This window comes from Paraburkholderia sp. 40 (genome assembly GCF_050434105.1).
In the GTDB taxonomy this organism is placed as follows: domain Bacteria; phylum Pseudomonadota; class Gammaproteobacteria; order Burkholderiales; family Burkholderiaceae; genus Paraburkholderia; species Paraburkholderia tuberum.
On record NZ_JBNPVY010000004.1, the window covers coordinates 3,980,442 to 3,995,395 of the forward strand.

General features: G+C 61.2%; 12 protein-coding genes. 7 read left to right on the plus strand and 5 right to left on the minus strand.

Features of this window, described 5'->3' with window-relative positions; translation table 11 throughout:
- Positions 1-7: 7 nt before the first annotated feature.
- On the plus strand, positions 8-370 hold the full coding sequence (locus OKW28_RS40370) for an AraC family transcriptional regulator (RefSeq protein ID WP_429454619.1): 363 nt from the start codon (positions 8-10) through the stop codon (positions 368-370).
- Positions 371-860: 490 nt separating this feature from the next.
- Here OKW28_RS40370 and OKW28_RS40375 read toward each other — a convergent pair whose 3' ends face one another.
- The 4 genes from OKW28_RS40375 to dnaA form a co-directional block, all read right to left on the minus strand.
- Positions 861-1,766, minus strand: a complete 906-nt coding sequence (locus OKW28_RS40375) for a dienelactone hydrolase family protein (protein ID WP_429453714.1) — start codon at positions 1,764-1,766, stop codon at positions 861-863.
- A 564-nt stretch (positions 1,767-2,330) separates the two neighbouring features.
- On the minus strand, positions 2,331-4,802 hold the full coding sequence (gene gyrB, locus OKW28_RS40380) for a DNA topoisomerase (ATP-hydrolyzing) subunit B (RefSeq protein ID WP_429453715.1): 2,472 nt from the start codon (positions 4,800-4,802) through the stop codon (positions 2,331-2,333).
- A 114-nt stretch (positions 4,803-4,916) separates the two neighbouring features.
- Positions 4,917-6,020, minus strand: coding sequence for a DNA polymerase III subunit beta (dnaN, locus tag OKW28_RS40385; protein WP_090802283.1), 1,104 nt, complete (start codon positions 6,018-6,020; stop codon positions 4,917-4,919).
- A 519-nt stretch (positions 6,021-6,539) separates the two neighbouring features.
- Positions 6,540-8,138 carry a chromosomal replication initiator protein DnaA gene (gene dnaA / locus OKW28_RS40390; RefSeq protein WP_429453717.1) on the minus strand — a complete coding sequence of 533 codons (1,599 nt, stop codon included), beginning with the start codon at positions 8,136-8,138 and terminating at the stop codon, positions 6,540-6,542.
- 383 nt (positions 8,139-8,521) lie between these two features.
- Between dnaA and rpmH the strand changes: the two genes are divergently transcribed.
- The 4 genes from rpmH (at position 8,522) to yidC (ending at position 11,187) form a co-directional block, all read left to right on the plus strand.
- A complete protein-coding gene (rpmH, locus tag OKW28_RS40395) occupies positions 8,522-8,656 on the plus strand; it encodes a 50S ribosomal protein L34 (protein WP_004198824.1) in 135 nt (44 codons plus the stop codon).
- Positions 8,657-8,675: 19 nt separating this feature from the next.
- Positions 8,676-9,155, plus strand: a complete 480-nt coding sequence (gene rnpA, locus OKW28_RS40400) for a ribonuclease P protein component (RefSeq protein WP_429453719.1) — start codon at positions 8,676-8,678, stop codon at positions 9,153-9,155.
- A 112-nt stretch (positions 9,156-9,267) separates the two neighbouring features.
- Positions 9,268-9,498, plus strand: coding sequence for a membrane protein insertion efficiency factor YidD (gene yidD, locus OKW28_RS40405; protein ID WP_167050029.1), 231 nt, complete (start codon positions 9,268-9,270; stop codon positions 9,496-9,498).
- 30 nt (positions 9,499-9,528) lie between these two features.
- Complete coding sequence (yidC, locus tag OKW28_RS40410) at positions 9,529-11,187, plus strand: membrane protein insertase YidC (protein ID WP_429453720.1); 1,659 nt, start codon at positions 9,529-9,531, stop codon at positions 11,185-11,187.
- A 137-nt stretch (positions 11,188-11,324) separates the two neighbouring features.
- On the opposite strand, the gene OKW28_RS40415 is transcribed toward yidC, so the two are convergent.
- Positions 11,325-11,732: a helix-turn-helix domain-containing protein gene (locus tag OKW28_RS40415; protein WP_018418931.1), complete on the minus strand. Its 408-nt coding sequence runs from the start codon at positions 11,730-11,732 to the stop codon at positions 11,325-11,327.
- Between the two features lie 382 nt (positions 11,733-12,114).
- Between OKW28_RS40415 and mnmE the strand changes: the two genes are divergently transcribed.
- Together mnmE and OKW28_RS40425 are read left to right on the plus strand one after the other, a co-directional pair.
- A complete protein-coding gene (gene mnmE / locus OKW28_RS40420) occupies positions 12,115-13,509 on the plus strand; it encodes a tRNA uridine-5-carboxymethylaminomethyl(34) synthesis GTPase MnmE (RefSeq protein WP_429453722.1) in 1,395 nt (464 codons plus the stop codon).
- 183 nt (positions 13,510-13,692) lie between these two features.
- Positions 13,693-14,883, plus strand: coding sequence for a tyrosine-type recombinase/integrase (locus OKW28_RS40425; protein ID WP_429453724.1), 1,191 nt, complete (start codon positions 13,693-13,695; stop codon positions 14,881-14,883).
- Positions 14,884-14,954: the final 71 nt, after the last annotated feature.

The following is a 14,954-nucleotide window of genomic DNA, read 5'->3' on the forward strand; positions in this document are numbered from 1 at the left end:
TAATCTGCTGGAGGCGCAGATGCGGATGATCGGGGTTTACTTCGATGATCCGGGAGTGGTCGAGGAGAAGGCGTTGCGGTCGAAGGCGGGGGTGTTATTGCCGGGGCCTGTGATGGCTGAAGTGGCTTCGGCTGTTGGGACGGGTGGGGCGGTTTCTGCCACGCGTGTACGCGGTGGGGAATATGCGGTGCTGCGGCATGTTGGGCCGTATAGCGATATGCGAGCGGCTTATGAGTGGTTGTACGGGACCTGGCTCGTGCAGTCTGGGAGGGACGCAGCGGATGCGCCGGTGTTTGAGGAGTATTTGAATAGTCCCAAGGAGACTGCGCCTGCGGAGTTGGTTACGGAGATTTGTTTGCCGCTGGGGTGAGGTGTGGGTGGCTGGGTTGGTGCTCGCTGGTTCTGCGTCCTGCCATGTTGCTGTTGTTATGTGCGTATACGTTGCCCGTGTTTCGGCGTGCTTCTCCGGTTTTTATAGTCTTTGTATATGTATACGTAGTAATAGTTAACAAGTGGGGCGTTCGGCTGTGGATAACTTGGAAGTTCGTTTACGGATCAACGCGCTACGGAATCGATAACCCTTGGGAGCGCGGGCGGACAGGTTAACGGAGCCAGGGAGAAGTTTTAGCCGACCGGTTAACGCCGCGCATTTATCAAGGTTTCGCCCACAATGTGTTCGGCTGTTTTTACAAAAGTTGTCCAAGGGAGGATGTGGATAAGTGGCCTCGAGTGAAAGGCCATTTTTTGAAGATCTCGTTAGCGACAACTGAATAGTGGCGACCCGTTCGCGCAGAAAGCAAATCTCCGCGCGTTTTGCGTAACAGCCCAAAGCAATGCTGATCCCGCCAGTCTCAACGGAATTACGGGGCACGTGTCGGTGTCGGCTTAAGCGCAGTGGTAACCAGGTTGGCTATTGCCTTCTTCGTTTGCTCCGTCGCGCTCTCGTCGTACCCGATTGCCACGCCCCGTTCGACACAGGGGTCCGCATATGAGAACGGCAGGTTGCTTTTGACGTTAAGCAATTGTCCCGCGCTGCGTTCTTCCCATGCACAATTGCGCACTGTTTGCGCTTTGGGCAGGGGGATTGGATGTGCGAAGGCGCGCGCATCGAAAATATGATTAACTCCGGCAAACTCGGTCAGCTCTACGTCCGCCCCCTTTGCCTTCAGCCGTTCCACATAGGCCTTGCAAGGCGCGACCGGGTCATAGTTGTCTGCGCTTCCATGGAATATGCGAATAGGAGCCTTGGATACATTGTCGTCATCGAGGTAGTGGGCACTGCAGTCTGGGTAAAGCGGAACATAGGCTGCAAATCCTGGAGTCGACGCATCGGCATGCGCTTTCTGGAAGCGCACCATGCTCGCGTAGAGCGTGTCTTGCCCTCCACGGGAAAAGCCCATTAGCATCACGCGGCTCGCGTCGACATGAGGGTTTTTGGAAATAAGGCTGAGCGCGCGATACGCGTCTTCTGTCTGGGCGAGTCTGCCAAGCTGACTCTGGTCGTTGATTGTGTTTTCTATGCCTCGGCTCGTGAAACTGTCGACAACGAAAGTGGCAACGCCCAACGACAGGAACCACTGCTCGCAGTCCGCTATCTGGCCGCCGATACCCCCAGACGGGTGCAGCAGTATGACGGCGGGCAGCCTGTCGGTCCCGGGTCGAGGCAGCCGCAATTCACCGGCTATCGTCACGCGCTTGCCGTCTTCGCTTCCGGCCAGAAATTGCTCGTCTGTTAGCGTCATCGACTCGAATGGAATGACTTCCATTCGCGCCACCTGCGCGTAGGGGACGCGTGGAATGCAAAGGAGCACAAGGATTAGCAAAAGGAACGGCAAGCCTCTCACACTTGCGAACATGGCCGTCTCCCTTGAGTACGGACAGAGCTATTTATGCAGCGTTATAGGCGGTCCGGGCAGGAATGCAATGCAAATGACAGAATTGTCGTGATACGACAGACGGTGACGGCAGACGGCAGACGGCAGACGGCAGGCACTTTATCGATTTGCCGGGTCGCGCAGGTCCAGAACGTCGAGGATTCGAGTCGCTTTTAGACGTCCGGAATCGCCGAGCGCGGTCGGCGCGCGAGCGTAGCGCCGATTTCACTTCGCCGCCCCCAGGTTGATTCCTGAGCGGGAGAGGAGCAAAAACTCGAAGAAAGCCACCAACAGCTGTTGGGTCTGAATGTCGACTCCGCGAGCAGGAAGAAAAGCTCAAGCAGTATCAGCACGTCGACGTATTGTTCATCAGCCTGACTATTAATAAAAAGACCCATAAATTTCTCAACTTATGGGCCCGTTTTTCTGAGGTTATGCGTCTACCTACATACACCCTCAAACATCGATATTCCCCGCCCTCAACGCATTCGACTCAATAAAAGCCCTGCGCGGCTCCACATCATCCCCCATGAGCGTAGTAAAGATGCCATCAGCAGCAATAGCATCCTCAATCTGCACCCGAAGAAGACGCCGCACCGCAGGATCCATAGTCGTCTCCCAAAGCTGCCCCGGATTCATCTCCCCGAGGCCTTTATAGCGCTGCTTGGACATATTCCTCTCAGCATCAGCCAGCAGCCACTTCATCGCACTCTTAAAGTCGGTGACAGCCATACTCCGCTCCCCACGCTTGATCACAGCGCCAGAGCCAATCAACCCCTTGAACGTATTAGCGGTCGTCACAAGCTGCTGATAATCCGCAGTCAACTGAAACTCTTCATCGATCACAGAAATCTTCTGATTCCCATGATGCGTCCGCGCGACGCGCAGCGAGCGCAGTTCCCGCACAGGGTCATACATCGTGGTCACGGTCACCTCAGGCTTCAACGCATCATCCCGCAGCTTCGCTTCGAGCGCGTGCGCCGAAGCCTCGGCCGCCTGCTCACTGGACAGATCGATAGCAACCCCATCCATCACGGCCTCGAGCGCACCCGCGTCATACAGCCGGCTCAACCGATCAACCACTGCCTGCGCCAACAGATAAGCCCGAGCCAACTCACCCAACGCATCCCCAGTAATCGGAGTCGCACCTTCAGAAGCCACCAATTCCGACCCTTGCAACGCGAGCCGAAGAATATGAGCGTTAACTTCCGACTCATCCTTCAGATACCGCTCATCCTTCCCCGCCTTGATCTTGTAAAGCGGCGGCTGCGCGATATAGATATACCCGCGCTCGATCATCTCCGGCATCTGCCGATAGAAGAACGTCAACAACAGCGTCCGGATGTGCGCGCCATCGACGTCAGCATCGGTCATGATGATGATGCGGTGATAGCGCAGCTTGTCGAGGTTGTAATCTTCCTTGCCGATCCCGCAGCCAAGCGCGGTAATCAGCGTAACGATCTGCTCGGAAGAAAGCAGCTTGTCGTACCGCGCCTTCTCGACGTTCAGCACCTTGCCGCGCAGCGGCAAGATAGCCTGAAACTTCCGATCACGCCCCTGCTTCGCCGACCCACCCGCCGAGTCACCCTCGACGATATAAATCTCCGACTTCGCCGGATCCTTCTCCTGGCAATCGGCGAGCTTGCCGGGCAAACCGACGCCATCGAGCACGCCCTTACGGCGCGTCATCTCACGCGCCTTGCGCGCCGCGTCGCGCGCACGCGCCGCATCGACGATCTTGCCGCAGATGATCTTCGCGTCGCCCGGCGTCTCGAGCAGGAATTCCTCGAGCGCCTTTGCGACCACTTCTTCCACCGGCGCGCGCACTTCCGACGACACCAGCTTGTCCTTCGTCTGCGAGCTGAACTTCGGCTCCGGCACCTTCACGGACAGCACGCACGACAGCCCTTCACGCATATCGTCGCCCGACGTTTCGACTTTCGCCTTCTTCGCGACTTCGTGATCGGCGATGTATTTGTTCAGCACGCGCGTCATCGCCGCACGCAGACCGGTAAGGTGCGTGCCGCCATCGCGCTGCGGAATGTTGTTCGTGAAGCACAGCACGTTTTCGTTGTAGCTGTCGTTCCACTGCATCGCCACTTCGACTCCCACACCATCCTTCTCGCCCATGATGTGGAAGATGTTCGGGTGCAGCACGGATTTGTTCTTGTTGATGTACTCGACAAAACCCTTCACGCCGCCGACGAACGCGAAATCCTCTTCCTTACCCGAGCGCTGATCCACCAATCGAATCCGCACGCCGTTATTGAGGAACGAAAGCTCACGAATCCGCTTCGCGAGAATGTCGTAGTGGTATTCAACATTGCCGAAAATCTTTTCATCGGCCATGAAATGCACTTCGGTGCCGCGGTTTTCGGTGTCGCCGATCACCTGTATCGGCGACGTGGTCACGCCGTCGATCTCTTCGAGCACGCGGTTCTGCGGCACACCACGGTGGAATTCCATGAAGTGCTTCTTGCCGTCGCGGCGCACGGTGAGGCGCAACCATGCCGACAGCGCGTTCACGCACGACACGCCCACGCCGTGCAGGCCGCCCGACACCTTGTAGCTGTTCTGGTCGAACTTGCCGCCGGCGTGCAGCTCGGTCATCACGATTTCGGCGGCGCTGCGCTTCGGATCGTGCTTGTCGTCCATCTTGAGGCCGGTCGGCACGCCGCGGCCGTTGTCGGTGATCGACACGGAGTTGTCCGCGTGGATGATCACCTGGATGTCGTTGCAATGGCCGGCGAGCGCTTCGTCGATCGAGTTGTCGAGCACTTCGAACACGAGGTGGTGCAAACCGGTGCCATCCGATGTATCCCCGATGTACATCCCAGGTCGCTTGCGCACGGCTTCCAGACCTTCAAGGATCTGGATGGACGAGGCGCCGTAGCTGTTATCGGGCTGCGTATTGTTCGTTTCAGTCATGGATTTTTTCCGGTTCTGCGTTACTGCAAGGTTGCTGCTCTGGACTTTTCAAAACGCCATAAAAACGCCAAAGGGGCGCTGCGCCCCTTGGTGTTCTTCTTGATGTTGGACGCGTCAGATGCGCATCGGCATCACCACGTACTTGAATTCGTCGTTCTCGGGAATCGTGATCAACGCGCTGGAGCTGGCATCACCCAGGCTCACCTGCAGCATGTCGACCTTCAAATTCGCGAGCACGTCGAGCAGATACGTGACGTTGAACCCGATATCGACGCTGTCGCCGTCGTATGCGATTTCCAGTTCTTCCTGCGCCTCTTCCTGATCGGCGTTGGTCGACATGATCTTCAACTGGCCAGGCTCGACGATGCAGCGCACGCCCTTGAACTTATCCGACGTCAGAATCGCCGCGCGTTGCAGCGAACGCTGCAGTTCTTCGCGGCCAATCTGGAATTTGTTCTTGTGCGACTTCGGAATCACGCGCTGGAAGTCGGGGAACTTGCCTTCCACGAGCTTCGACACGAGTTCAACCTGACCGAACGTGAACTTGACCTGCGTCTGCGCGATGTCAATCTTCAGCGTGTCGTCGATGTCTTCGAGCAGGCGCTGCAGTTCGAGAATCGTCTTGCGCGGAATGATCACTTCGTGGCGCGCGAAGGAGCCCTCGATCTTCATCGACGAGAACGCGAGACGGTGACCGTCGGTCGCGACCGCCATCAGCTGATCGCCGTCCACCACCAGCAGCATGCCGTTCAGGTAGTAGCGGATGTCCTGCTGGGCCATCGAGAAATGGACCATGCCGAGCAGCTGGCGGAACGTCTTTTGAGGAACCACCAGGCTCGCGCCGTAGTCTTTGGCCTGAGCGACTGTCGGGAATTCGTCCGCGGCGAGCGTCTGCAGCGCAAAGCGGCTCTTGCCGGATTGCACGGTCAGACGCTTGTCGTTCAGCGTCAGCGTGACCTGGCCGTCAGGCATCGCGCGCAGAATGTCGAGGAGCTTGCGCGCCGCCACCGTGGTCGCGACCGAATCGCCGCCCACGCCGAAATCGGCGCGCGTGGTGATCTGCAACTCCAGGTCGGTCGACAGGAACGATACGTCAGGACCGTTCTTGGTGATCAGCAAATTGGCGAGGATCGGCAACGTATGGCGGCGTTCGACGATGCCGCTCACGGTTTGCAGCGGCCTGAGGAGGTTGTCGCGTTCGGTCTTGACCAGTTGCATAGGGTTCCTTCGTTGATATAACGGCCTGCACGCCTTACGGGACAAGCTTTTCAGCGCGCAGCCACGGCTCCCCGCCGGCGCCCTGAAAAGCGCCCGACACGGCGTGAAATCCGCCCGTCGCCGCCGGGCGGTTAAACCTGTATTGTGCCTGAAAACGGGACCGCCTCACTAAAATGGGGGCGAGTTCGGGAATAAACAGGTCGATTTTGTAGGGCGTGGTCCGGGCTGCCGCCGACTTGTCGCGCCGCTGCGCGCCGCTACCGGTTCGCAGGCTCGTTTTTCCGCCACTTCTGGCCGGTTGCGCCGCAAATTCGTCACGGGTTTGCCGCGCTTTTTACGTCGCTTCTGCCCGCTTACCGTCGCATTCCGTTCGCACCCGACAGCGCCGCCGGGTTGTGGGGTCCCCTGCCCGTTTCTCGATTTACAGCGTTTTCGCGGCCTCATTCAAACCACTGCGTAGCCGCTTCCAGCGTTTCCTGCCGCCGACGTCCGTTTCACGGTCGCGCGCGGCCAGGCCGTTTAGCCCTTCAGCGTCTGCTCCAGCACGTGCAGTTCGTGATTCAGCTGCGCGTCCTTGCTGCGCTCGTCGGCGATCTTGCGCACCGCGTGCAGCACCGTCGTGTGGTCGCGCCCGCCGAAAAGCTCGCCGATTTCCGGCAGACTCTTCTGCGTCAATTCCTTCGCCAGATACATCGCGATCTGCCGCGGCCGCGCGATGTTCGCCGGACGCTTCTTCGAATACATGTCCGCGACCTTGATGCTGTAGAAGTCGGCGACCGTTTTCTGGATGTTTTCCACCGAAATCTGCCGGTTCTGCACCGTCAGCAGGTCTTTCAGCGCTTCCTTGGTCAGTTCGATCGTGATTTCGCGGCCGTGGAACTTCGAATACGCGAGGATCTTGCGCAGCGCGCCCTCGAGCTCGCGCACGTTCGAGCGGAGATGCTTCGCGACGAAGAACGCGACGTCCTCATTCAGGCTCACGAACTCCGATTGCGCCTTGCGCATCAGAATCGCGACGCGCATTTCGAGTTCGGGCGGCTCGATCGCCACCGTCAGTCCGGAGTCGAAGCGCGAGATCAGGCGATCGTCGATACCCGAGATTTCCTTCGGATACGTATCGCTCGTGATGATCACTTGCGCCTTGTTGGCGACCAGCGCCTCAAAAGCGTAGAAGAATTCCTCCTGCGTGCGCGACTTGCCCGAAAAGAACTGAATATCGTCGATCAGCAGCAGGTCGAGCGAGTGGTAGTAGCGCTTGAAGTCGTCGAACGCCTTGCGCTGGTACGCCTTCACGACATCGGACACGTACTGTTCCGCGTGGATGTAGCGAATCCGCGCGCCGGGTTTGTCCATCAGCAACTGATTTCCGATAGCGTGGATCAGGTGTGTCTTGCCGAGGCCCACGCCACCGTACAGGAACAGCGGGTTATACGAAATGCCGGGGTTGTCGGCGACCTGGATCGCCGCGGCGCGCGCGAGCTGATTCGCCTTACCGGTCACGAAATTGTCGAAGGTCAGCACGGGGTTCAGCTTCGAGCGCTCGTACATCGAGTCGCTCTCGCCGGATGCCGTCGCGCCCACGCCTTGGCCTGGGCGCCACGTGCGACGTCCGGCGGCGGCTTCGTTCGCGTCCAGGCTCGGCAGATCAAGGTCTGCGACGTCTTCGGCGGCGCTGCGCGAATTCGCGTTTTGCGCTGCGAGCGCCGCAGCCGCGGCTGCGGGATTCGCGCGCGCGGCATGCGCGGCGTGCACGGCGCCGACAGCCGCATCGACGGCCGCGACGCCGCCGGCATTACCGCCCTGCGGCGCGGCCGAAGCCGGGCGTGCCGACGACGGAGCCGGCGCCGCGGCCGTTGGGCTACGCATGCCGGCCTTCGGATCCAATACGAATTGCACGTCCACCGGCGCATGCCAGAAATCGCGGGCCATATCCGCGATGCGGCCGGAGAACTGGCTCTTGACCCAGTCGAGCTTGAAACGGTTCGGCGCGGCAATACTCAACGTGTTCGCATCGGCGTCGAAGGCGACCGGGGCCAAGGGTTTGATCCACGTCACGTACTGCTGGGGCGTAAGCTCACGCTCCAGCAATGCGGAACAGTGTTGCCAGAATTCGTTCATCAAGTTGCTATCGTTATGGTGTGCACGGCGGTCGCCGCTGCCCCTGTCGCGCACGCGCAACAAGGCCCTGAGCAGCCAGGCGTAACGGCCCCAGGCGCCTGTGCCACAAGGGTCTGCGGGACAAGCGTGCCGGAGCGGCGTGCAACATTTTTGGGAAGTAAGGCGAGATTCTAACGCCAAAACGAACCCGAAAGTGAGTTATCCACAGGGACCGATCGCTTGGCCCGGCAACCCCCGGCGGCGCCAGACGACGGCTAAACTATTGACGGCCAACGGAAAACCAGTTTAAATAGCGGGTTCCGCGAAAACCAATTTCAGTAAACCACCGGCCATTGCGCTTTCAGCGATGATCGCGCGGTTTTTTTCGATCAAGTGAGAGCAACATGAAACGTACTTACCAACCTTCCGTTACCCGTCGCAAGCGCACCCATGGCTTCCGCGTTCGCATGAAGACCGCTGGCGGCCGCAAGGTCATCAACGCACGTCGCGCGAAGGGCCGCAAGCGCCTCGCGATCTAAGGCAAGCGGATTGCGCGCTGTGACCGAAACCCGCGACGAAGCGGGAGCGGCCGGGGCGCAGCAACCGGGCTCGGTTCCGTTGCGAGCGCAAGCCGCCTTCCCCAAAGCCGCAAGGCTGCTAAAAACGGATGAATTTTCATCCGTTTTTCGTTTGCGGCCGTGGCGCCGTACCGCGCACTTCGTCGTGTACGGCCGGCCCACCGGCAATGAGGCGCGTCTTGGCCTCGTGATCGGTAAGAAGTATGCGCCGCGCGCGGCCACGCGGAATCTGGTGCGCCGGATCGCGCGCGAAGCCTTCCGGCTGCGTCGCGCGGAATTCGGCGGTTGGGATGTGCTGCTGCGTCTACACACGCGTTTCGACAAAAAAGCTTTGCCGAGCGCGTCGTCGTCGCCGTTGAAGGCGCTGTGCCGCAGCGAAATCGAGGCGCTGCTCGACAAGGCAGCGCGCGAAATTAGCCGTCGTCAGGCGCCGCCCGCGGAGGCGCCCAGGACGGAATGACGCAGTGACCGCCTGCACCACGGTCGCCGCAACGGGCGTTGCGCCGGCAGCTTCAGGGCGCGGGCGTCGTCCTGTACTTCACGTTGCGCGGCGCCGTACGACCGCACCTGCCATGCAAACGGTACTCTTCGCTTTATTGCGCTTTTACAAGCTTGCCGTGAGCCCCATGCTCGGCAACCGGTGCCGTTTTTACCCTTCCTGCTCTGATTACGCGCGCGAGGCAATCCAGTATCATGGCGCCGCGCGCGGGACTTATCTCGCCGTGAGGCGTGTTTGCCGCTGCCACCCGTTTTCCGCCGGCGGCATCGATCTCGTCCCGCCACCCACTTCTGAAAAGCGCTGACGCGCCGTTCCATCGACACTGAGACAACGCATGGATATCAAACGCACCGTCCTATGGGTCATCTTTTTCATGTCAGCTGTCATGCTGTTCGACAACTGGCAACGCGACCACGGACGCCCGTCGATGTTCTTCCCGAGCACGACGCCGACCCAGACCGCCGGCAGCGCCGCGCCGGGCACCACGACACCGGGCACCCAGCCGGCCGATCTGCCGGCCACCAACGCGGCCGCGCCGGGCAACGCGCCAGCGGCCGAGCAATCGCAGCTCGTGAAGTTCGGCACCGACGTCTATAGCGGCGAAATCGACACCCGCGGTGGCACATTGTCGCGCCTGTCGCTCGTCAAGCAGGGCGACGGCAAGCAGCCGGATCTCGTGATCACGCTGTTCGACAAAACGAACAATCACACGTATCTGGCGCGCACTGGCCTGCTTGGCGGTGACTTCCCGAATCACAACGACATCTTTACGCTGATGCCGAATCAGCCGACCCAGCTGGCCGACGGCCAGAACTCGTTCCAGATGAGCTTCGAGTCGCCGGAAAAGGGCGGCCTCCGGGTCATCAAGACGTATACGTTCACGCGCGGCAGCTACGTGATCGGCGTCGAGACGAAGGTCCAGAACGTCGGCACCACGCCGGTGACGCCGCAGGTCTATATGGAACTCGTGCGCGACGACCAGCCGGTCGAAACGCCGCGCTTCTCGCACACGTTCATCGGACCGGCTGTCTACACGAACGAGCATCACTTCCAGAAGATGACGTTCAGCGATCTCGACAAGAACAAGCAAGACTTCGCGACGTCGGCCAACGACGGCTGGGTCGCGATGGTCCAGCACTACTTCGCGTCGGCCTGGATTCCGCAGGAAGGCGTGAAGCGCGAGTTCTACGCCGAGAAGATCGATCCGTCGCTGTATCGCGTCGGCATAAAGCAGGCGATGCCGACCATCCAGCCGGGCCAGACCGTCAGCGTGTCCGCGCGTCTGTTCGCCGGTCCGGAAGAAGAAAAGATGCTCGCAGGTATCGCGCCGGGTCTCGATCTGGTGAAGGACTACGGCTGGGTCACGATCATCGCGAAGCCGCTGTTCTGGCTGCTGTCGAAGATCCACAGCTATGTCGGCAACTGGGGCTGGTCGATCGTGCTGCTCACGGTGCTGATCAAGGCGGTGTTCTTCCCGCTGTCGGCCGCGAGCTACAAGTCGATGGCGCGCATGAAGGCGATCACGCCGCGCATGCAGGCGCTGCGCGAGCGTTTCAAGGGCGATCCGCAGAAGATGAACGCGGCGCTGATGGAGCTGTACAAGACCGAGAAGGTCAATCCGTTCGGCGGCTGTCTGCCGGTCGTGATCCAGATCCCGGTGTTCATCTCGCTGTACTGGGTGTTGCTGTCGTCGGTGGAAATGCGCGGCGCGCCGTGGATTCTATGGATTCAGGATCTGTCGCAGCAGGACCCGTATTTCATCCTGCCGGTCCTGATGGCCGTGTCGATGTTCCTGCAGACCCGCTTGAACCCGACGCCGCCCGACCCAGTCCAGGCGAAGATGATGATGTTCATGCCGATCGCGTTCTCGGTGATGTTCTTCTTCTTCCCCGCAGGTCTCGTGTTGTACTACGTCGTGAACAACGTGCTGTCGATCGCGCAGCAGTACTACATCACGCGGATGATGGGCAGTTCGAAGGCGAAGCCGGCCTGATGTTCCGTCCGGCGGCGGCCCCCAGGGCCGCCGTGACGCAAGCTGAAAACAAAAAGCCGCCCCGTGCGAACCGGGCGGCTTTTTTTATGGTGCGGTTGAAGAAAATGCCGCGGGCGGCTGCGCTTGAGTTTCGTCGTTCACTCTTCGTCGGAATCTTCGCCGTAAAAACGCACGATCATTTCCTCGACCAGATTCCGGTCCTTCGGGGTCAACGATGCGATCTTCGAAGCGAGTTCGATCGTTTCGGGTGTCGGCGGATACTTTTCGCCACGTGCCATCGGTCGTGCGCTGGCGCCGGGCGGTGGTCCGTAATGGAGCCAGTGCTCCTTGACGTTCAACCATTCGGCGAGGGTCCGCAACTTGTCCGGCTTCGGAATCGTCGTGCCCGTCAGCCATTTGTGTGCGGTCTGGGGCGTCACGGGCCGCTCGCCGTAATAGCGAAGATTGAATTGCTCGGCGAGTTTGGTCCCGCCGCGGATTTTCAGCGGCTCGAGCAGATCCTTCAGCCTCTTGGCGAAGGCGGCTTTTTCTTTGTCGGTCGGCATGGGCCAGATTGTGCAATTCAGAGTTCAGCCAGTTGACAACCGATCAAGCTTTGCTTTCTCTTATTTGAGATAGTTTTAGCTTGCAGCGCGCGCCCCATAACGCGTTGCACGAATTTGATTTTTTTCATCTCTCGATTGCCAGGCTTGGCTTTGCCTGAACTGCAGTTCCTGCCGAGTCTCAAATATTCCTAAGTAGTGCGGTAATGATCCTAGCTTAATTGGGATAAATCTGAGTTGTTCAAACGAAAGGGGCAAACGGGCACGTCATCCACTTCGCGTCCTGGTCGTCAGCCCTTCCGTGCGAGGCGCGCGCGTTACAATGCCTCGCGCCGGCTCGACCGACGCGGCTCTGCCCCTCCCCTCCCGTTTCGCCCGACTTCACATGCTCACGACCGACTCCGATCCCATCGTTGCCATTGCTACCGCGCCCGGCCGGGGAGGCATCGGCGTCGTGCGGATTTCGTTCGGCCGCGCTGGCGCGGCGGCGGCCCAGCCGTTGATGCAGGCCCTCACCAGCCAGACGCTCGCGGCGCGTCACGCGAGCTACGTGCCGTTTCTCGACGCGAGCGGCAATCCGCTCGATCGCGGCATCGCGCTGTACTTTCCGGCGCCGCATTCGTACACCGGCGAGCACGTGCTTGAACTGCAAGGCCATGGCGGCCCGGTCGTGCTGCAATTGGTCCTGCAGCGCTGCATCGACGCCGGCCGCGCGTTCGGTCTACGGCTCGCCGAGCCCGGCGAATTCACGCGTCGCGCGTTTCTGAACGACAAGCTCGACCTCGCGCAGGCCGAGGCCGTCGCCGATCTGATCGAGGCGAGCACCGAGGCCGCCGCGCGTTCGGCCGGCCGCTCGCTCGACGGCGCGTTCTCGCGCGACATCCACGCGCTGGTCGAAGAGGTGATCACGCTGCGGATGCTGGTCGAAGCGACGCTCGACTTCCCGGAAGAGGAAATCGACTTCCTCGAAGCCGCCGACGCCCGCGGCAAGCTCGTGCGCATACGCGAGCGTCTGGCGCACGTGCTGAGCGAGGCGCGCCAGGGCGCGTTGCTGCGCGAGGGTTTGTCGGTCGTGCTGGCGGGGCAACCGAACGTCGGCAAGTCGTCGCTGCTGAACGCGCTCGCCGGCGCCGAACTCGCGATCGTCACGCCGATCGCCGGCACGACGCGCGACAAGGTCGCGCAGACGATCCAGATCGAAGGCATCCCGCTGCACGTGATCGACACGGCCGGCCTGCGCGAGACCGAGGACGAGGTCGAGAAGATCGGCATCGAGCGCACGTGGGGCGAGATCGAGCGCGCGGACGTGGTGTTGCATCTGCTCGACGCGCGCGCCGGAATGACGGCCGACGACGAAACGATCGCCGGACGCTTTCCGCGCGGCGTGCCCGTCGTCCGCGTGCTGAACAAAACCGACCTGACAGGGCTCGCGCCCGCGACGCAGGCGCTCGACGCCGACCTCGAACTTAGCGAGGTGCGGCTGTCGGCGAAGAAAGGTGACGGCGTCGCGCTGCTGCGCGACGAACTGCTGCGGATTGCCGGCTGGCAGGCGGGCGCGGAGAGCGTCTATCTCGCGCGCGAGCGGCACCTGATCGCGTTGCGCGCGGCCGACGAGCATCTGGCGACCGCCGCCGCGCATGCGGAGCAGAACGCGCAGGCGCTCGATCTGTTCGCCGAGGAATTGCGGCTCGCGCAGGATCAACTGAACTCGATCACCGGTGAGTTCAGTTCGGACGATCTGCTCGGCGTGATTTTCAGCCGATTCTGTATCGGCAAGTAACGCCGACCTTGTGCGTCGCCGCAATCCGGCCGTCATATAGCCTCTCGTGGCCGAATCGGCGCCGCTGCCGCACACGCGAAAATCGCACTCCGTCGACCAAAAGCCCACCGGGTTTTTGGTACACAACCGGGCAAAGGTTTAGAATCCAGCTGTCCGAGCCTAAACGTACAGCGTCCCCAAAGCATGCCCCGCCTCGCCACCCCGCTCACCGAATCCGAGATCCGCGCGCTCGAACCGCGCGCGACCCGCTACTGCGTCGCCGACGGCAACGGCCTCGTGATCGAGGTCATGACGACCGGCACCAAGGTCTGGCGCTTCCGCTATACGTTGAACGGCAAGCGTCAGCCGCTCGCGACCATCGGCGATTACCGGATGATTTCGCTGCGCGTCGCGCGCGCGAAGGCGCACAGGTACGCGGCGCTCGTCGCGCAGGGCATCTCGCCGGTCGCAACCGCGCGGCGCGATCGCGGTGCCGAGAGCAAGGCCGACGTGCTGCGCGAAGCGGCCGAGCTTTATCTCGCGACGGCGCTGGCCGGCAAGTCGGATGAATATCGCCGCACCACGCGGCGCGCGCTCGACAAGGACGTGCTGCCCGCGATCGGCAACAAGCCGATCGGCGCGGTCACCGCTGACGACGTCGTCGCGATCTGCGAGCGCATCAAAAGCCGCGGCTCGCCGAAAATGGCGCTGCACACGCGCAACGTCGTGAAGCGCCTGTACTCATATCTGATCGCGCGCCAGCTCGCGACCAGCAATCCCGCGGAAGTCGTACCGGCGCGCTCGATCGCGACCTTCGACAGCCGCACCCGCGTGCTGTCCGGCGCCGAGATCGGTGTCATGCTGCGCACGATCGACACATCCAATATCCGCCGTCCGCTGAAGCTCGCGCTGCATCTGCTGGTGCTGACGATGGCACGCAAATCGGACCTCGTCGAATCGACATGGGTCGAGTTCGATCTCGACAACGCGCTGTGGACGATCCCCGCCGCGCGCCTGAACGCGCGCGAGGACCGCGTCGTCCGTCTGCCGCGCCAGGCGGTTGCGCTGCTGCGCGAGCTGCGGCGCGGGCGCACCAGCGAGACGTTCGTGTTCCCGAGCGTCAGGGGCGACGATCGGCCAATCGCGAAAAGCACGCTGAACCAGGCAGTCAAGGCATTGGGGCTCGACGTGGAGCATTTCGTGCTGCATGACTTTCGTCGCACCGCGTCGTCGCATCTGCGCGACATGGAACATCATTCAGCTGCGGAGGGCGACTTCGCGAAGCGTGAAGCAACCTACGAAGCGGCGTGGCAGGGTCGCATGCTTCAGAGTTGGGCGGACTTTGTCGATAGCCAGATGGAAGTCGCGCGGCAGACGGCGAACGGGACGGCTTGACGGCATTGTCATGGCTTTTGGCGCCATGTGACGCTTGCCGTCAAGCCGGTAACAGGATGGTACACAGGCTA

Coding starts and splice junctions, on each gene's coding strand:
- OKW28_RS40375 (WP_429453714.1), bottom strand. CDS start 1,766: ATGGAAGTCATTCCATTCGAGTCGATGACGCTAACAGACGAGCAATTT.
- gyrB (WP_429453715.1), bottom strand. CDS start 4,802: ATGACTGAAACGAACAATACGCAGCCCGATAACAGCTACGGCGCCTCG.
- dnaN (WP_090802283.1), bottom strand. CDS start 6,020: ATGCAACTGGTCAAGACCGAACGCGACAACCTCCTCAGGCCGCTGCAA.
- dnaA (WP_429453717.1), bottom strand. CDS start 8,138: ATGAACGAATTCTGGCAACACTGTTCCGCATTGCTGGAGCGTGAGCTT.
- rpmH (WP_004198824.1), top strand. CDS start 8,522: ATGAAACGTACTTACCAACCTTCCGTTACCCGTCGCAAGCGCACCCAT.
- yidD (WP_167050029.1), top strand. CDS start 9,268: ATGCAAACGGTACTCTTCGCTTTATTGCGCTTTTACAAGCTTGCCGTG.
- yidC (WP_429453720.1), top strand. CDS start 9,529: ATGGATATCAAACGCACCGTCCTATGGGTCATCTTTTTCATGTCAGCT.
- OKW28_RS40415 (WP_018418931.1), bottom strand. CDS start 11,732: ATGCCGACCGACAAAGAAAAAGCCGCCTTCGCCAAGAGGCTGAAGGAT.
- mnmE (WP_429453722.1), top strand. CDS start 12,115: ATGCTCACGACCGACTCCGATCCCATCGTTGCCATTGCTACCGCGCCC.
- OKW28_RS40425 (WP_429453724.1), top strand. CDS start 13,693: ATGCCCCGCCTCGCCACCCCGCTCACCGAATCCGAGATCCGCGCGCTC.